This is a genomic window from Catellatospora chokoriensis (assembly GCF_011297315.1).
GTDB classification, from domain to species: domain Bacteria; phylum Actinomycetota; class Actinomycetes; order Mycobacteriales; family Micromonosporaceae; genus Catellatospora; species Catellatospora citrea.
The window spans coordinates 186,602-204,273 of record NZ_JAAOTI010000008.1 but is presented as its reverse complement, the minus strand read 5'-3'; the positions used below and the strand labels follow the sequence as shown (position 1 = coordinate 204,273).

16 protein-coding genes are annotated in these 17,672 nt (G+C 71.1%); 10 read left to right on the top strand and 6 right to left on the bottom strand.

Going from position 1 to position 17,672, the window contains the following annotated elements:
- Positions 1-140 precede the first annotated feature (140 nt).
- On the top strand, positions 141-2,204 hold the full coding sequence (locus HAV39_RS14420; protein WP_191839721.1) for an AAA family ATPase: 2,064 nt from the start codon (positions 141-143) through the stop codon (positions 2,202-2,204).
- A gap of 30 nt (positions 2,205-2,234) precedes the next feature.
- Here HAV39_RS14420 and HAV39_RS14415 read toward each other — a convergent pair whose 3' ends face one another.
- Both HAV39_RS14415 and HAV39_RS14410 read right to left on the bottom strand, forming a co-directional pair.
- A complete protein-coding gene (locus HAV39_RS14415; protein ID WP_191839720.1) occupies positions 2,235-3,947 on the bottom strand; it encodes an acyl-CoA dehydrogenase family protein in 1,713 nt (570 codons plus the stop codon).
- Between the two features lie 21 nt (positions 3,948-3,968).
- On the bottom strand, positions 3,969-4,520 hold the full coding sequence (locus HAV39_RS14410) for a PadR family transcriptional regulator (RefSeq protein WP_191839719.1): 552 nt from the start codon (positions 4,518-4,520) through the stop codon (positions 3,969-3,971).
- Positions 4,521-5,026: 506 nt separating this feature from the next.
- Here HAV39_RS14410 and HAV39_RS14405 point away from each other — a divergent pair.
- Both HAV39_RS14405 and HAV39_RS14400 read left to right on the top strand, forming a co-directional pair.
- Positions 5,027-5,785 (top strand): hypothetical protein, encoded by a 759-nt coding sequence (locus HAV39_RS14405; protein WP_191839718.1) that lies wholly within the window; start codon positions 5,027-5,029, stop codon positions 5,783-5,785.
- Between the two features lie 62 nt (positions 5,786-5,847).
- Positions 5,848-6,231: a hypothetical protein gene (locus HAV39_RS14400; protein WP_191839717.1), complete on the top strand. Its 384-nt coding sequence runs from the start codon at positions 5,848-5,850 to the stop codon at positions 6,229-6,231.
- Positions 6,232-6,343: 112 nt separating this feature from the next.
- Here the strand turns inward: HAV39_RS14400 and HAV39_RS14395 are convergent, their stop codons facing one another.
- Genes HAV39_RS14395 through HAV39_RS14380 form a run of 4 tightly spaced genes read right to left on the bottom strand, consistent with a single transcriptional unit; the run spans position 6,344 to position 11,433 of the window.
- Positions 6,344-8,419 (bottom strand): alpha-galactosidase, encoded by a 2,076-nt coding sequence (locus HAV39_RS14395; RefSeq protein WP_191839716.1) that lies wholly within the window; start codon positions 8,417-8,419, stop codon positions 6,344-6,346.
- Entirely contained in the window at positions 8,416-9,237 is an 822-nt protein-coding gene (locus tag HAV39_RS14390) for a carbohydrate ABC transporter permease (protein WP_191839715.1), read from the bottom strand. Before HAV39_RS14390 ends, HAV39_RS14395 begins: the two co-directional genes overlap by 4 nt.
- Positions 9,237-10,142, bottom strand: coding sequence for a carbohydrate ABC transporter permease (locus HAV39_RS14385; RefSeq protein WP_191839714.1), 906 nt, complete (start codon positions 10,140-10,142; stop codon positions 9,237-9,239). Before HAV39_RS14385 ends, HAV39_RS14390 begins: the two co-directional genes overlap by 1 nt.
- A gap of 1 nt (position 10,143) precedes the next feature.
- Entirely contained in the window at positions 10,144-11,433 is a 1,290-nt protein-coding gene (locus tag HAV39_RS14380) for an ABC transporter substrate-binding protein (protein WP_191839713.1), read from the bottom strand.
- Between the two features lie 169 nt (positions 11,434-11,602).
- Between HAV39_RS14380 and HAV39_RS14375 the strand changes: the two genes are divergently transcribed.
- The 7 genes from HAV39_RS14375 to HAV39_RS14345 are packed head-to-tail and all read left to right on the top strand — an operon-like array spanning position 11,603 to position 17,666.
- On the top strand, positions 11,603-12,349 hold the full coding sequence (locus HAV39_RS14375; protein ID WP_191839712.1) for an SDR family NAD(P)-dependent oxidoreductase: 747 nt from the start codon (positions 11,603-11,605) through the stop codon (positions 12,347-12,349).
- A gap of 36 nt (positions 12,350-12,385) precedes the next feature.
- Positions 12,386-13,096, top strand: coding sequence for a FadR/GntR family transcriptional regulator (locus HAV39_RS14370; protein WP_191839711.1), 711 nt, complete (start codon positions 12,386-12,388; stop codon positions 13,094-13,096).
- Positions 13,093-14,238, top strand: coding sequence for a galactonate dehydratase (gene dgoD, locus HAV39_RS14365; protein ID WP_191839710.1), 1,146 nt, complete (start codon positions 13,093-13,095; stop codon positions 14,236-14,238). The genes HAV39_RS14370 and dgoD overlap by 4 nt, the downstream gene beginning before the upstream one ends.
- On the top strand, positions 14,232-15,224 hold the full coding sequence (locus HAV39_RS14360; protein WP_191839709.1) for a hypothetical protein: 993 nt from the start codon (positions 14,232-14,234) through the stop codon (positions 15,222-15,224). Before dgoD ends, HAV39_RS14360 begins: the two co-directional genes overlap by 7 nt.
- Positions 15,221-15,841 carry a bifunctional 4-hydroxy-2-oxoglutarate aldolase/2-dehydro-3-deoxy-phosphogluconate aldolase gene (locus HAV39_RS14355; RefSeq protein ID WP_191839708.1) on the top strand — a complete coding sequence of 207 codons (621 nt, stop codon included), beginning with the start codon at positions 15,221-15,223 and terminating at the stop codon, positions 15,839-15,841. Before HAV39_RS14360 ends, HAV39_RS14355 begins: the two co-directional genes overlap by 4 nt.
- Positions 15,838-16,776 (top strand): sugar kinase, encoded by a 939-nt coding sequence (locus tag HAV39_RS14350; protein WP_191839707.1) that lies wholly within the window; start codon positions 15,838-15,840, stop codon positions 16,774-16,776. The genes HAV39_RS14355 and HAV39_RS14350 overlap by 4 nt, the downstream gene beginning before the upstream one ends.
- Entirely contained in the window at positions 16,773-17,666 is an 894-nt protein-coding gene (locus HAV39_RS14345; RefSeq protein WP_191839706.1) for an SMP-30/gluconolactonase/LRE family protein, read from the top strand. Before HAV39_RS14350 ends, HAV39_RS14345 begins: the two co-directional genes overlap by 4 nt.
- Positions 17,667-17,672: the final 6 nt, after the last annotated feature.

The window sequence follows — 17,672 nt, the reverse complement described above, 5'->3', positions numbered from 1 at the left end:
AACTGACGCACGCAGGGTCTGCCTGGCAGGCGCTCACTTTCCAGGTCAGTTGGTTGTCATTCGCTGTCCAATCACGTCGCGGCGACCGACGATAGGATCGGCGCGGTTGCGCTGCCACCCGATCTGCCGGAGGTGCCGACATGTCCACGCATCTCGGTGACCTGCTGGACCACGCCCGGCGGCAGCGGTTCGTGGGGCGTCGGCGCGAGTTGGCGGACTTCGACGACGCCGTCGGCGGGCGCTCGCCGCGGCGGGTGCTGTTCGTGCACGGCCAGGGCGGAATCGGCAAGACGACGCTGCTGCTGGAGTTGCGTGCCCGCGCCCGTGCGGCCGGACGCGTCGTCGTTCAGGTCGACGGCCGTGACGTCGATCCGTCGCCCGGCGGGGTGCAGACGGCCGTGCGGCTCGCGCTCGGCCCGCAGTGTGGCGACAGCCCGGTCGCACAGCTGCCGGCCGGTGCTGTCCTGCTCGTCGACGGTTATGAGCAGCTGACCGCGATCGACGGCTGGCTGCGCGACGCGTTCGTCCCCGGCTTGAGCACCGACAACGTCGTCGTGCTGGCCGGTCGTGACGCGCCCGCCGCGCCCTGGCGCACCGATCCCGGATGGCGGCACCTGATGGCGGTGCATCGCCTCGACCCGTTCGACCCGGCCGAGAGCAGCGAGTTGCTCGCGCACGCCGGGGTCGAGCCGCCCGTGCGGCCACATCTGGTCGGGCTCGGTCGCGGCCATCCGCTGACCATGGCTCTGCTGGCCGATCTCGCCGCGACCGGCCAGGTCCCCGGTGCCCTCGCCGAGGCGCCTGATCTGATCTCGGCCTTGCTGGAATCGTTTCTTCGTGACGCGCCGAGCGAGGCGCACCTGACCGGTCTGGCAACCTGCGCGATCGCGTGGGTGACGACCGAGGACCTGCTTCGGCGGCTGGTGGGTGCCGAAGCAGCCGAGGTGTGGCAGTGGCTGGCACGGCGGCCGTTCGTCACCACCGGCCCGCACGGGCTGTCCATCCACGACCTGGCTCGTGACGTGCTGGACGCCGAGTTCGAACGCCGCTCACCGGAGCGGTATCGCGCGTACCGGCGGGTCATCAAGAACCATGCGCTGGCCGGCCTGCGGGCCGCCAGCGGGTTGGACCGGCAGCCGCACGCCCAGCAGCTGCACCTGCTGCAGCGAAACAGTCCCCTCACCGGCGTGATCTCCGCTATACGCGCGCAAGGATCCGCCGCGGTCGTGCCGGCCCGCCCCGACGAACATGACCAGGTCTGCTCGATCGTGGAGAAGTTCGAGGGACCGGTCAGCGCTCGGCTCGCCCGCGCCTGGATCGGCGAGCAGCCCGAAAACCTCAGCGTCGTCCGCACCGGCGACGGCGTCGCGGGTTTCATCCACCACCTGATCTGCCCCGGCGGTTCGGCGCTGGAAGAGCGGGACCCGGTCGTGCGCGCCGTGCTCGACCATGTCGCGCGGGAGGGACCGATCCGGCCCGGGGAGCACATCGACATCTCCCGCTTCTTCGGTGGTGCGCGAGAACACCAACGCGACCTCTACGCGGTGCTGGCCGGCAACGTGTCCAGCATCGTCCTGTGGCTGACGCGACCGCTCGCCTGGTCGTTCATCGTCGCCGTCGATGCCGGGTACTGGGCGCCGTTCTTCGACTACCTCGCGTTCGTCCCGGTGACCGAGGCCGACGTCGGCGGCCTGCGGCACGTCGTCTACGGCATCGACTGGAGACGCTTCCCGCCCGACGCCTGGTTCGACCTGATACGCGACCGCGGGCTCTCCGGAGACACCGGACCGCCGCCGGCCGCGATGGTCCGCCCGCCGGCGCTGGACCAGGTCCGCTTCGCCACCGCGGTCCGGGCGGCGCTGCAGACCCTGCACCGGCCCGACCGGCTCGCCGCCAACCCGCTCATGGGCTCCGCGCTCGCGGCCACGGCCACCGGTCCCGACGCCGCCCGGCTGCGGGCCACCATCGAGGACGCCGTCGACCGGCTCGGCGACGAGCCCAAGGGCGACCAGCTCCGGGCCGTGCTGCACCGCACCTACGTGCGGGCCGCGCCGACCCAGGAAGCCGCCGCCGAGGTCCTCGACCTGCCGTTGAGCACCTACCGCCGCCATCTCGCCAGGGCGCTGGAACACCTCACCGACCTGCTCTGGACGGTGGAGATCGGCGAGGTGGGCCAGCCGGGGCCGCCGCAGCACACCAGGTGACGAACTGCGGCGGCCGGCTCGTGACGGAGGTCAGGGCCGCATCTCGTACGCGCCGCAGAGCGCCTCGACCTGCGCCCACACGGCAGCGGTGCGCGCGGCGTCGCGAACCGGGCGGCGCAGCTGCGCCACCGCCCAGGCGGCCTGCTCCTCAGTAGTGGCCGCCTTGCCGTGCAGCTCGGTCGCGTACGCGGAGAAGTCCCCCACCAGCACCGCGAAGATCTCGTCGAGCAGGTCGCGGTCCAGCCCGGTGAGCTCGGCCTGCTCCAGGATCAGCTGCCCGTAGACGACCAGCGCGAAGAGCTGACCGATGGTGAGCAGGAAGTCCAGGTCACGCTGCTGATCCTCGGAGGGGGCGTGGGCCAGCAGCAGCGCGCACAGCCCGTCGGCCTGTTCGCGGAACACCGCGACGTTGGCGAGGTCGGCGTGCTTGTCGTACGGGCCGCGCCAGTCGTGGAACCGGACCGCCCCCAGGCCGCGCGCGGGCCCCTGCCGGAACAGGAACTCGTCGTCGGCGGCGTCCTGCCGGGTCGGCACGGACGCGAACTCGGCCGGCTGGAACAGATGGTTCGGCATGAACTTCAGGATCAGGGCGAGGTTGACGTGCACGGTGCCCTCGAGCTTCGGCAGGCCGCGGATGTCCTTGGCCGCCTTGTCGAAGTAGGTGTCGGCCTCGAAGCCCTTCGCGGCGATCACGTCCCACAGCAGGTCGATGACCTTCTCGCCCTCGGTGGTGACCTTCATCTTGGTCATCGGGTTGAACAGCAGGTACCGCCGGTCGTCGGGGCCCGCGGTCCGGAAGTAGTCGACCGCGCGGTCGCTGAACAGCTTCATCGCGACCAGCCGGGCGTACGCGTCGGCGAGCTCGCGGCGCACGTGCGGGAAGTCGGTGACCTTCCTGCCGTACAGCACGCGCCGGTGCGCGTGGGTGACCGCCTCGTACATGGCGTGCTCGCAGATGCCGATGGACGCGGTGCAGAGGTTGAACTTGCCGACGTTGACGGTGTTGAGCGCGGCGTCGAACGCGGCCTTGCCGGTGTGCAGCACGTCCTGCTCGCGCACCGGGTAGTCCTCGAGCCGGAACTCGCTGACGTACATCTGCCCGTTGACCACGTTCTTGACCAGGTGGTAGGCGGGGTGGCGGCTGTCGGCGGCGAAGAAGACGTAGCCGTCGGGCCCATCGACGTCGGCGCGCCGCCCGAACACGGAGACGAGTCCGGCGACGTTGCCGTTGCCGATGTAGTACTTGCCGCCGGTGGCCCGGAAGCCGCCGTCGCCGTCCGGGGTGAGGATCATGTCGGTGGAGTAGATGTCGGCGCCGTGCGTGCGTTCGGACAGGCCGAACGCCATGACGTGGCCGTCGGCGAGCAGCTGGGCGGCGTTGGCGCGGGCGGCCGGGTTGGCGCTCTGCCACACCGGGCCCAGGCCCAGGACGGTGACCTGCCAGGTGTACCAGTAGCCGAGGCCGTAGAAGGCGAGGATCTCGCTGAGGGCCGCGTTGCGGGCGGTGTCCCAGCGGGTGCCGGCGCCGTCGGCGGCCGGGGTCAGGAACGTCGCGAACAGGCCTTCCTTGGCGACGAAGTCGAGGAAGTCGGCGTACCAGGTGCGGTCGTTGTAGCTGTCGACGAGCGCCTTCTTGCCGCGGTTCTCGAAGAAGTCGACGGTGGCGCGCAGCAGCCTGCGGGTGTCGTCGTCAAGGTGCGCGGGGTCGTAGGTGCGCGGATTCAGCAGCAACGGGTTCGCCATGGTCGTCTTCCCTTTCGAGGTTCAGCGGCCGAGGCCGTGGAGGGTGTCGAGGACGTCGTCGAGCCAGGCCAGGACCATCTGCTCGTACGCGATGCCGCCGCGCAGCACGACGTGCCGCAACCGCTGCCCGGTGTCGAGCGCGCCCGGGTCGGGGAAGTCGCGCTGCTCGCCGGTCTGGTAGCGATGCAGGGTGGTCTCGTGGTCGGCGCGGTAGCGCTCGACCTCGGCGATCAGCGCGGCCCGGCCGGCGGCGTCGTCGAACGCCGCACCGCGGATCTTGACGGCGAGTTCGTGGCGGACCGACTCGGGCTGGACGGGTTCGCGCAGCCAGGTGGTGAGCACCGACCGGCCGGGTGTGGCCACGGAGTAGGACCGCTTGTCGGGGCGGCCGTCCTGGTCGATCTCCTCGGCGGTGACCCAGCCGTCCGCCTCCATGCGTTTGAGGACGCGGTAGATCTGCTGGTGGGTCGCGGTCCAGAACCGGCCGATGGAGCGGTCGAAGCGCCGGGCCAGCTCGTAGCCTGACCCGGGCTGCTCCAGCAGCGAGACGAGGATCGCGTGTTCGAGGGCCACGCCGGCCATCATGCTATGAAACTAGTTGCATATCAACTTCCGGTTCGGCGCACTGCGCCAATCGGGGAAGCCCGCGCCGCCAAGCCGACCGGCTGCCGACGACCGGTCGAGCCACCGGCCAGCAAGATCAATCCTATGGAGACGAACAGCATTCGCCGTTATCGAACCGTGATAATGACGCTTAGTATCCGTGTGCCGCCTCGAAAACATGGATGCAAGCCGCGTAACCGATTGATGATCAACACTGTGTAGCCATCGGCGCCCAGCTGTCATGTTCGTGACTGGACACGGGACAGCGACCGTTCCGGATAGGAACTACGGTCTCTACCGAGTGGGTGGCAGAGGCACAAATCTTCCGGCCACTCAACTATCCATGCGGCTCGCGGTGCTGGTTGGGCCATTCACCGCGAGCCGCCCCCTCATCCCTTGGAGGATCTGTGAGGTTGCGCAAAGCGTACCCCCAACTCGGCCGAAAGTGGCTCGCAGCGTCCGCATCTGCTTTCGTCATGTCCGTGGCGGTGCTCCTCGCCCCGACCAGCCCCGCCAGTGCTGCCATCGACCCGGCTGCCGCCGTCGGGCAGAAGCGCGACCAGCTGCTCGCGCTGGTGCAGGCCGGAGCATCTGACACCACCATCCAGTCCCGGTTGGGCCTGGTCAAGGTCTCACAGCCGAGCTCTGGAGGCATCGAGCCGATGTCCTCGCAGGGTGACGCCACGGTCAGTACCCCTACGATCTACTACGACACGCAAGCCAAGTACTACTACGCATCTGCAAGTTTCAGCTGGAACAACCAGCAGACCAAGGCAGACGGCAGCGGCGGCAACGTCGGCGGCTACGACGGCTTCGCCATCCGCTTCAACAAGGACATCACGAACATGGGAACGGGTGCCTCGTTCTGTCCTGGGAACTGGGGCGGAGCGACGCCGTACCCGGGCACCAAACCAGGATGCGTCGTCGTTCAGCCCGAGGACAATGACGATTTCGGTTCGTCCTACAAGTACCAGGACAAACTGAACCAGGCGTACTGTGGCGGCACTGATTACCCCAGCTGCTGGATCTACATCGGCGCCAAGGGCACCATCGTGCACTCCTTCAAGAAGTCCTGGGCCGGCTGCCTCCAGGTGTACTCGAAGTACGGGCACACCTGGTCCAGCACCCAGATCTCCGGCATCAACGTGAGCAACGGCAGCATCAGTTTCGACTTCAGCTCATCGAGCTACAGGTGGGACATCTCCAGCAGCAACTCAGGCAAGTTGGGCTGCTAGTTCGCTAGGATCGCCCGGTCTGCGTCAGCAGGCCGGGCGTTTTCCAAGGGAGGGCAAGAATCGTGCGCAAAGCCGTAGTCGCGTCGGTGGTGGGCGTGGCGATCCTCATCGCCGCGGCATACTTCACATACGCGAGCTTGACCAGGACCGGCGAGATCCGGGTAGGAGTCGGCGTCAACGGCTGCATCGACACGAACTGTGTCACGCTCCCCCTGCCAGAAGCCGACGTGACCGTCACGTTCGCGGATGGCCACAAGCTCAGCGGCAAGACCGATGCGACCGGGGTCACCAACTTCCGCACAGACCGCAGCGGGGAAGTCACCATCACTGCGACCTCCCCGCTGCTTAGCGAGCCGATAACAACCACAGCTGACATCTCCGACGGCGGCTACCTGTCTGTCGACATGGCCGACCCGGCGCCGTTCAAGCTCGTTCGCGCAAGCTGATCGCAATACCAACGAGCCGCATATGCGTGGTCACTGACTGTTAACCGGATCGTGCCATAGATCCGAGGGCAGCCTTTCTGTCATGCCTGGCGGCCACGCCACCGTGAATCCATCAGGCCCGGTGCAGCACGATCAGTTCGGCGTCGTGGTCGGCGGTCCACTGCACCGGCAGGCCGACGGCGCGCAGGTGGCTGCCCGAGTACTCCTGCTCACCGTGCCGGTAGACGTCCCGGTGGCCGAGGCCGCGCAGCGGCAGCCGCACCGGCCGCGACGGCAGCAGTCCGGGGCCGTCGAGACGCCCGGTGTGCCAGGCGAGCACGACCACGGTCGCGCCGTCGGGCGAGGTGTACTGCACCGCGCAGCGGGCCTGGTCCGGGCCGCCGACGAGGTGCACCTCCCCGCGCATGACCACGTCGCGGATCTGCTTGTACCGCGCGATCCATTCGGCTGCCTCGGCCCGTTGCTCGGTGCTCCAGTGCCGGATGTCCGCGCCGATGCCGAGCACGCCGGCCATCGCCAGCACGAACCGGAACGCCAGCGAGCGCGGCCGCGGGTCGAACAGGCCGGGCGCGTCGGTGACCCAGGAGCTGAGCAGGTGCGGCGCGTTGGCGTGCAGGAATCCGTGCTGGATGGCGAGGCGGTCCAGCGGCCCGGTGTTGTCACTGGGCCAGAACACGTCGGCGCGGGCGGCCATGGCCAGGTCGGTGCGGCCGCCGCCGCCCGCGCACGCCTCGATGATCACGTCGGGGTGGTCACGGCGCAGCTGCTCGTAGATGCGGTGCAGGTTCGCGACGTGCGCGCCGTCGAGGTCGACCCGAGCGACCGCACCGGGGCGGCCTGGTTCGGTGCGGGGCCGGTTGAAGTCCCACTTCAGGTAGCCGATGTCGTGGCGGCGCAGCAGGCCGTCGACGGTGCTGTGCACGAACTCGGCGACCTCGGGCCGCCCGAGGTCGAGCAGCAGCTGGTTGCGGACCAGGGTCTGCGGTCGGCCGTCGACGGCGTACACCCAGTCGGGGTGTTCGGCGTAGAGCTGCGACGCCGGGCTGATGCACTCGGGTTCGACCCACAGGCCGAAGGTGAGTCCCATGGCGCGGATCTCGGCGATGAACGCGTCGAACCCGTCGGGGAACTTCGCGGCGTCGACGCTCCAGTCGCCGAGCCCGCCGCGGTCGTCGTGGCGGCCGATGAACCAGCCGTCGTCGACGACGAACGCCTCCGCGCCGATCTCGGCGGCCGTGCGGGCCAGCGCGAGCTGGTTGCCGGCGTCGACGGCGAACCCGGTGGCCTCCCACGAGTTGTAGAGCACGGGCCGGACCCGGTCGAGCCGGTCGCCGGCGAGTCCGCGCTGGTAGGTGTGCCAGACCCGGGCGAGGCCGTCGAGGCCTTCGTCGCTGTACGCGCCCGCGACCACCGGCAGGGCCAGCCGCTCGCCGGGGGCCAGCGTGAGCGGGCCGTCGGTGAGGTGGCGACCGGCCGTGACGCGGGTCAGGCCGCCGGTGTCGCGCTGGGCGCTGATCTCCCATGAGCCGGTCCAGGCCAGTGCCACGGCCCAGGCCGGGCCGGTCTCGTCGGCAGCGTCGCGCACGGCGAGCCAGGGCACGAACAGGTGTCCCGGCACGCCCTGCGCGCTGCCGACGGCGAACCGGCCCTGGCCGAGGTCGACGTGGTCGAGCTGGAACTCCTGCGCCCACTGGCCCCACTGGTAGCTGACGCGGCCGCCGTGCGGGGTGGGCACGTTGAAGCCCGCGGACGCGGCCTGGACCAGCCGCAGCGCGGTGTCGCCCGTGTTCTGCAGCTCCATCCACCGTTCGACGACGTCGGTGCCGTCGGCGAAGCGGTAGCAGTGCTCGGCGCGCAGGCCGGTGACCGGGTCGGCGAAGGTGACCCGCAGCTGCCGGTCGTCGCCGGTCGCCTCCTGGAAGGCCCAGGACACGCGCCGGTCGCCGTCCGGCAGCTCGACGACCAGTTCGCTGCCTGCGAACGGGCGTACCGCGTCGGTGGCGTATTCGACCGGGGCGTAGTCGCCTGCCGTGAGGAAGGGCGTCGGCCCGGTGTAGGCGACCGGCGAGGGTCCCTGCGCCACGCCGTGCGGACCCCAGCTGACGAGTTCGAGCCAGCGCCCGTGGTCGGGCACGGCGACGGTGTACTCGGTGTGCTCGCCGCGCAGCGTCCACCGTCGGTTGTTCATTTGACTGCTCCGATCGCCAGGCCCGAGATGAAGTGGCGCTGGAAGCCGAGGAAGACCGCGACCGTCGGCACGGCGGCGATGACCGTCCCGGCGGCGATGACGCTCCACGACGACACGAACTGCCCCTGCAGGCCGAGCAGCGCCGGGGTGACGGGCATCGTGCCCTCGGTGCGGATGACGGTGATCGCCCACAGCAGGTCGTTGAAGATCCAGGTGAACGACAGCGCGCCGAGTGCGGCCAGCGCCGGCCTGGTCAGCGGCAGGATCACCCGGGTGAAGATCTGCCCGACGCCGGCCCCGTCGATGGTCGCGGCCTCCTGGATCTCGTTGGGCAGGTCGCGCATGAAGCCGTGCAGCACGAAGGTGTAGAACCCGAGACCGAAGCCGACCTGCACGGCGATGAGCGCCCACAGCGTGTCGTACAGGCCGGTGAGCTCGCTGAACTTGCTCACCGGGATGAGCACGATCTGCGGTGGGAGCAGGTTGCCGGCGAGCATCAGCAGCAGGATGGTGCGCCGGCCGGGGATGCGGAACCGGCTCAGGGCGAAGGCCGCCATCGCGCCCAGGCCCAGGCTGAGCAGGACCGCGGGCACGGTGACCAGCAGGCTGTTGATGAGGGCCTGCAGCTGGCCGCCGTCGGTCCACGCCTGGGCATAGGTGTCCAGGGTGAACGAGTGCGGCAGGCTGCCGACCCCGTTGGTGGCGATGTCGTCGAAGGTGCGGGTGGACAGGACGACGACCCAGATGATCGGGCCGAGCCACAGCAGCGACACCGCGATCATGGCGGCGTGGTAGCCGCCGGTGCGCAGTCTGCCCATCATGACTCCTCCCGGAAGGCGCGGACCAGGTAGCCGATGATGACCACGAGCGCGAGCAGGAAGATCACCACGGCGATCGCCGAGCCGTAGCCCAGGCGCAGGCTCTGGAACGCGGCCGAGTACATGTAGGTGCTCAGCAGTTCCGAGGAGTGGTACGGGCCGCCGCGGGTCAGCGACCAGACGATGTCGAACGAGCGCAGCGAGTCGATGACGATGACCGACAGGATGACCGCGTTGACGCCCTTGAGCTGCGGGATGGTGACGTGCCAGAGCCGCTGCCAGCTGTTGGCGCCGTCGACCTTGGCCGCTTCGTGCACGGCCGGGTCGACGGCCTTGAGGCCGGCCAGGTAGAGCACCATGATGTAGCCGATCTGCCGCCACAACGACGGGATGATCACGGCGTAGAAGGCGGTCTCCGGATCGGCCAGCCACGGCCGGATGAGGTGTTCGAGCCCGACCGCGGTCAGCACCTGGTCGACGAGCCCGTCGGGCTGGTAGAAGACCCGCCAGACGAGTGCCGTGACGACCAGCGAGAACACGACCGGCAGAAACAGCGCGGCGCGGTAGATGCCGACGCCGCGGCGCTCGCGCTGCAGGGCCAGCGCCATGCCGAAGCCGCCGAGGATGGACAGGCCGCCGAAGAGCAGCAGCCACAGGACCGTGTTGCCGAGGGCGCCCCGGAAGACGGGGTCGCCGGCCAGCTCGACGTAGTTGTCGAAGCCGACGGGTGCCGGGGCGGACAATCCGTCCCACCGTGTGAACGAGAAGAAGACCCCTTGGATCGCGGGCCAGAACACCCAGATGCTCTCGACCACGAACGGCACCAGGACGAAGGTCAGCAGGAGCGGCGACGGTCGCCACGACCGCCGCCGCCGTGCAGTGCTGTTGTTGATGACCGCGGTCACATCAACCCTTGAAGACCTTCTCGGCGTTCTTCTGCCACTCGGCGAGGATCGCGTCGATCTGGTCGGGCTTGTCGATGAACCGGGTCAGCGCCGTGTCCGCGGTGGGCTGCAGCGCGTCGCTGGAGTCGCGGTTGAAGAACTGGGTGAGCTCGGCGGCGCCGGCCAGCATCGCCTTGCCCTTGGCGACCAGCGGCATGTCGGCCGCCTTGGCCTTGGGGTGGGCGGGCAGGATGATGCCGGAGCTGTTGGCGACGTACGCCTCCTGCGCCTCCACGGACGCCACGTAGGTGAGCAGCGCCTTGGTGGCGGCCGGGTTGGCCGACTTGGCACTGGCGAAGAGGCCGTCGGTGGGCGCCTCCTCCGCGACGGGCACCGCCGGGTCGATGATCGGGAACTGGAAGAAGTCGAGGTCTTCGACCACGTCCTTGGCCGTCGCGTCGGCGAGGAAGGTGCCGATGAGGAACATGCCGGTCTTGCCCGCGAGCAGGGCGGTGGTCGCCTCCTGGAACGGGTACGCCTTGCCCTTGGGGTCGAAGTACGGCAGGGCCTCGCGCCACTTGGCGAAGACGGCCTTGACCTTGGGGTCGTCGAAGCGCTGCTTGCCGGCGAGCAGTTCGCGGTGGAACGGCGCGCCGTTGACGCGGATGTTGAGGTAGTCGAACCAGGCGGAGGCCACCCACGGGGTGTCGCCCAGGCCGATGCCGATCGGCGGGATGCCCTTGGACTTGAGGGTCTCGCACAGGGCCAGGAACTCGGCCCAGGTCTTCGGCGGCTGCACGCCCCACTTGGCGAAGTTGGACTTGCGGTAGAAAAAGCCCCACCAGTAGTTGTTCATCGGGACGAAGATCTGCTTGCCGGTCTCGTCGGTGGACACGTTGCGCATCGCCGGGGTGTAGTCGCCCAGGCCCTGCCACACGTCGGAGATGTCGAGCAGCAGGTTCTTGCGGGAGTACGCGTTGGCCACCGAGCCCGAGTACCAGGTGTACAGGTCCGGCGGGTTGGCGGAGCTGAGGTAGGTCGGCAGCTGGGTGCGGTAGATCTCGGTCGCGACGGTGTTCAGCGTCGCGTTGCCCTTGCCGAGCTTGTTGAAGTCGGCGACGAGCTTCTCGAGGCCGGACTTGGCCGCCCCGGTGAGGTTGGACTGGAGGGTGATGGGGCCGCCGGTGGTGGGGGTGCCACCGGAGCTGGCGGAGCTGGCGCAGGCGCTGAGCAGGGGGCCGGCGCTGAGGGCGCCGACGCCGGCGAGGCCGAGGCCGAGTAGCCGGCGACGACTGGGATCGAAGTCGCTCATCGCGGACATCCTTCCTGAGGGATGCGGGGGGTGACTGTGCGTATGTCGATCACGTAAATCCGTATGACGAACAGGTTGCATCGCGGCTCGGCGGCTGTCAAGATATCTTCGTAATTAATGATTAGATCTCAGGTGGGGATCACTACTCCGGCAGATGGGGAGCCAGTCTATGCGCGGCCTTGACGGCAAGAATGCCCTGATCACCGGGGCAGCCGGCGGCATCGGTGCGGCCACCGCCCGCCGACTGGCCGCCGAGGGCGTCGCCGTGGGCCTGCTCGACATCGCCGAAACGGGCCCGCTCGCCGACGAGATCAACCGCACCGGAGGCCGCGCACTGTCAGTGACCGTCGATGTCTCCGACGAGGCCGCCTGGACCACCGCGGCCGCCACCGTCCGCGAAACGTTCGGGCCGATCGGCATCCTGGTCAGCAACGCCTACGCCGTCGAGGTCACCCCGGCCCACCTGACCAGCCGGCAGTCCTGGGACCACCAGCTCGCCGTCAGCCTCACCGGCACCTTCCTCGGCGTCCGCGCGTGCCTTGACGACCTGCGCGCCGAGCACGGCGCGGTCGTCGTCGTCTCCTCCGTGCACGCCCTGGTCGGCCTGCCCGGGCGGCCCGCCTACGCCGCCGCCAAGGGCGGTCTGGTGGCCCTGGCCCGACAGCTCGCCGTCGAGTACGGTCCCGAGATCCGCGTCAACACCGTGCTGCCCGGCCCGATCCTCACCGCCGCGTGGGACGACGTGTCCGAAGCGGACAGGCGGGCCAGCGTGGCCGAGACTGTCGCCAAGCGGTTCGGCACCCCCGACGAGGTGGCCGCCACGATAGCGTTCCTCGCCTCCGCCGACGCCGCCTTCGTCACCGGCACCAGCCTGGTGGTCGACGGCGGCTGGACCGCGACCAAGGCCTCGGCCTGACCTGACCGGCACCGACGAGCGAGAAGGCGCGAAGCATTGGGACAGTACACAGGACGCGGCGTCCACGGGCAGACCGTCGAGATCATCGCCGGGCGGATCCTCGCCGGCGAGATCGCCGAAGGCGCGACGATCAACCTCGCCGCGCTGCAGGAGGAACTCGACATCAGCCTCACCGTGATGCGTGAGGCGCTGAAGGTGCTCACCGCCAAGGGCCTGGTCGACGCCCGCCCGAAACGCGGCACGTTCGTGCGCCCCCGCGCCGCCTGGAATCTGCTCGACGCCGACGTCATCCGCTGGCAGTTCGCCGGCGGCGCCGACGCCTCGCTGCTCGACCAGCTCCACGAGGTGCGCGCCATCATGGAGCCCGCCGCCGCGAAACTCGCCGCCGCCCGCGCCACCGATACCGACCTGGCCGCGCTCGACGAGGCGCTCGCCCAGATGGCCGCCGCCCACGACGACCCGGCCGCCGCCGTCGCCGCCGACCTGAACTTCCACCGCGCGCTGCTGCACGCCGCCCACAACGAGTGGCTGGAGCGGATGAAGGTCGTCATGGAGACCGGCCTCGCCGAACGCGACAAGCTCGTGCACGGCGCGCAGCACCACGACGACCCGGTCCCCAGCCACCAGGCGGTGGTGGCCGCCATCCGCGCCCGCGACGCGGCGGCCGCGGAACGTGCCATGGGCGACCTGCTCGACAAGGCAGCACAGGACGTGGACCACGTCCGCAAGAAGAAGGACAACCGGTGAAGATCGACCGTATCGAGACCTTCCTCGTCGCACCGCGGTGGCTGTTCTGCCGCGTGCAGACCGACGACGGGCTGGTCGGCTGGGGCGAACCCGTAGTCGAAGGACGCGCCGAAGTCGTCCGAGCCGCCGTCGACACGCTGGCCGAACTCCTCATCGGCGAGGACCCGCTGCGTGTCGAGCACCACTGGCAGGTCATGACCAAGGGCGGCTTCTACCGCGGCGGCCCCGTGCTGTCCAGCGCCGTGGCCGGGCTCGACCAGGCCCTGTGGGACATCGCCGGGCAGGCGTACGGCGCACCCGTGCACGCCCTGCTCGGCGGACCGGTCCGCGACCGGGTACGCATCTACGCCTGGATCGGCGGCGACGACCCGACCGAGATCGGCGAGCAGGCGGCCGCGCAGGCCGCCGCCGGGATGACCGCGGTCAAGATGAACGCCTCCGGGCGGCTGTCGCCCATCCCGACCTCCGCCGAGGTCGACGCCGTCGTCAGCCGCGTCGCCGCCGCCCGCGATGCCCTCGGCGAGCACCGCGACATCGCCGTCGACTTCCACGGCCGGGCCGGCGCCGCCGCCGTACGCCGCATCCTGCCCGAGATCGCGCCGCTGCGGCCGTTCTTCGCCGAGGAGCCGGTGCTGCCCGACCTGGCCCACCGCCTGTCCGACATCGTGACCTGCTCCCCCGTGCCGATCGCCACCGGCGAGCGGCTCTACGGGCGGGCCGAGTTCCTCGCCCCGCTGCAGGCGGGCGTCGCGGTCGTGCAGCCCGACCTGTCCCACGCGGGCGGCATCTCCGAGGTGCGCCGCATCGCCTCGCTGGCCGAGACGTACGGCGCGGTGCTGGCCCCGCACTGCCCGCTGGGCCCGATCTCGCTGGCCGCGAGCCTGCAGGTCGCGCTGGCCACGCCGAACTTCCTGATCCAGGAACAGAGCATCGGCATCCACTACAACCAGGGCAGCGAACTGCTCGACTACCTGGTGGACCCGGCGCCGTTCGCGTTCGTCGACGGGCACATCAACCGCCTGGACGCCCCCGGCCTGGGCATCACCGTCGACGAGGCCGCCGTGCGCAGGGCCGACGCGACCGGCCACGCCTGGCGCAACCCCGTCTGGCGGCACGACGACGGGTCCTTCGCCGAATGGTGACCGACGCACCCGTCGCATTGCGTGCCGTGCTCGACGCGGCCCACGGCGGACGCTGGACCAGCCTGTCCGGCGGCGGCCGCGAATGGCTGTGGTCCCGGCCCGGCACCGGCCGCGACGCCGTGGCCCCCGGTGACGACTTCGTAGACGCGGGCGGCCTGGAGGAATGCCTGCCGACGGTCCGCGGCCTGCCCGACCACGGCGATCTCTGGTCGCGCCCCTGGCAGCGAAGCCCGGCCGAGGTGGGCTTCGGCGGCGGACCCGGTCGTCTGATGACCGGCGGCGGACCTGGTCGCCTCGTGGCCGACGACGGCCCCGTTCGTCTCGTGGCCCACGGCGAAGGCACCGGCGCTCCCGCGGACCTGCGGGAGCCGACCTACCCCGGCGGCGTCATGACGATCGCCCGCCCCGCCTTCACCCTGACCCGGCGGGTAGGTGAGCACTCCGGTGCGATCGTCGCGGACTACACGCTGGCCGCCGACCCCGGCCACCGCTTCGTGTGGGCCGCACACGCGCTGCTCGACCTGAGCACCGCCGCCCGCCTCGACGCCCCTGACGGAACCACCACCAGGCTGTATCCCGAAGCCGCGCCGCTGCTGGCCGAACCCTGGCCCGACGACCTGCCCTGGCGCGAAGGCCCCTGGCCCGCACCGGCCGGGCTGGCCCTGGACCGGTTCGGCCCCGACGACGGCACCGCGCTCGGCGCGATCCTCACCGACTGCCCGACCGTGCACGTCACCGATGGACCCGACCGGCTCACCCTGCACCTGGACTGCGACGGCCAGCCCCGCTCCACCGCCCTGTGGCGCAACCTGCGCGGCTGGCCGCAGCCCGGCCCCTACCGCAGCATCGGCGTCGAACCGATGCTCGGCGCCGCCTTCGACCTGGCCGGGGCCGGTCCCGGCGACACCGCCACCGTGCCCGCATCGGGGCAGGTCAGCTGGCGGCTCACCATCACCGCTCACCGCCGCGGAGGCACCACCCCATGAACCTGCTCGACACCCTGCGCGCCCACCGGCTGCTGGCGATCGTGCGCGGCCCCGACCCGCAGGCCGCCCTCGACAGCGTGCTCACCCTCGCCGACAGCGGCGTCCACCTGATCGAGGTGTCGCTGACCGCGGCCGGTGCGCTGGACACCATCAACCGCGCCCGCGCCGCGCTCGGCCCCGCGTTCGCGCTCGGCGCGGGAACGGTGCTCACCGAGACCGACGCCCGCCAGGCCGCCGACGCCGGCGCGACGTTCCTGGTCACCCCCGCCATCGCGCCGAGCCTGGCCGAAGCCGCCCGCCTCGGCCTGCCCGTGCTCGCCGGGGCGCTGACCCCCAGCGAAGTCGTGCAGGCCACCCTCGCCGGGGCGACCGCGGTCAAGCTGTTCCCCGCGTCGATCGGCGGCCCCGGCTACCTGCGCGCACTGCGCGACCCGTTCCCGCAGACCGCGTTCGTGCCCGTCGGCGGCGTCGACGCGGCCCTCGCACCGCAGTACCTGCAGGCCGGTGCCGTCGCGGTCGGGGTCGGCTCACCGCTGCTCGGCGACGCGGTGCGCGGCGGCGACCTGGCCGCGCTGCGCGAACGCGCCGCGGCGTTCCTGGCCGGAGTAGCCGCATGACCGACGTGCTCACCCTCGGCGAGACCATGGCCGCGTTCCGGATGGCCGGGCCGCTGCGGCTCGGCGGCCCCGCGCACCTGTCGGTCGCCGGCTCCGAATCCACCGTCGCGATCGGGCTGGCCCGGCTCGGCCACCGGGCGAGCTGGCTCGGCGTCACCGGGGCCGACGAGCCCGGCGAACTCGTCCGGCGCAGCCTGCGCGCCGAAGGCGTCGACATCTCCCTCGCGCGCGTCGACCCGCACGCCCCCACCGGCCTGATCCTGTTCGAGCCCCGGGTCGGCGACCTCACCCGGGTCACCTACCACCGCACCGGCTCGGCGGGCTCCCGGCTGAACGCCGACGACGTGCACCCCGCGTTCGCCGCCGACCGCATGCCGCGGATCCTGCACGTCACCGGCATCACCTGCGCGCTGGGCGACGGCCCGTACGAGGCGGTGCGTTACGCGGTCGGGCACGCCCGGGCCGCGGGCAGCCTGGTCTGCCTCGACGTCAACCACCGCACCCGGCTCTGGTCGGCGCAGCAGGCCGCCGCCGCGCTGCGACCGCTGCTGGGCTCCCTCGACCTGGTCGTCGCGTCCGACGACGAGCTGGCCGTGCTGACCGACGACGCCGACCCGGTCGCCGCGCTGCTGGCCGCGGGCGTACGCGAAGTGGTCGTCAAACACGGTGCGGGCGGTGCCACCAGCCACGGCGAGCACGGCACGCTGCACCGGCCCGCCCGTTCCGTGCCGGTGGTCGACACCGTCGGCGCGGGCGACGCGTTCGTCGCCGGGCTGCTGTCCGGCGTGCTCGACGGCGTCGACGCCGCGGCCCGGCTCGACCGCGCCGTGACCGTCGGCGCGTTCGCGGTCGCCACCCGCGGCGACTGGGAAGGGCTGCCCTTCCGCGACGACCTGGCGCTGCTCGACCGCGAACCCGGCAGCGCCGTCCGATGACGACACAGGAGCAGACCGTGCTGCGTGAACCGATCCCGTGGAGCGAGGACCGGCTCGAACTGGGTGAGGGCGCCCGCTGGGTCGACGGCCGCCTCGTGCTCGTCGATCTGCTCGCCGGGCGGCTGCTGGAAACCGGCGGCGACGCGCCCGGCCCGCTGCGCGAGCTGTACCGCCTCGATGGGCCGCTGGGCGCGGTGGCGCCGGTGGCCGGGCGGCCGGACCGGTGGCTGGCCGCCGCCGGGACCGGCCTGGCCCTGCTCGACGACGGGCACGTCCACCCGCTGACGGACCTGGAGTCCACCAATCCCGTCCGAGCGAGGATGAACGACGCGGTCGCCGACCCGCACGGCCGGTTCTGGGCCGGGAGCATGACCTATGACGCCACACCGGGCGGGGGCACGCTGTTCCGCCACGACCACACGACGCAGCCGGCGGTCACCGGCCTGACCATCACCAACGGCCCGGCCTTCGACGCGACCGGCACGGTGATGTACCTCGCGGACACGCCCCTGGGCCACGTCGACCGGTTCACCGTCGACCCGGCCACCGGCGAGCTGTCGGAGCAGACGCCCTTCCTGCGGCTGACCGCCGCCGACGGTTTCCCCGACGGCATGACCGTCGACGCGGCGGGCAACCTGTGGGTGGCGCTGTGGGGCGGTCACGCCGTACGCCGCTACCGGCCCGACGGTTCGCTCGACCGGGAGATCCGGCTGGGTGCGGCCCAGCCGACCAGCGTGTGCCTGGGCGGCCCGGACATGCGGCGGCTGTTCGTCACGACGGCCGACTACGGGCTCACCGAGCCGGGGCCGGTCGACGGCGCCCTGCTGGCAGTCGACGTCGACATCGCCGGGCTGCCCGCGGCCGCCGCGTCGTGGACGGGCCGAAGCTGAACGGTC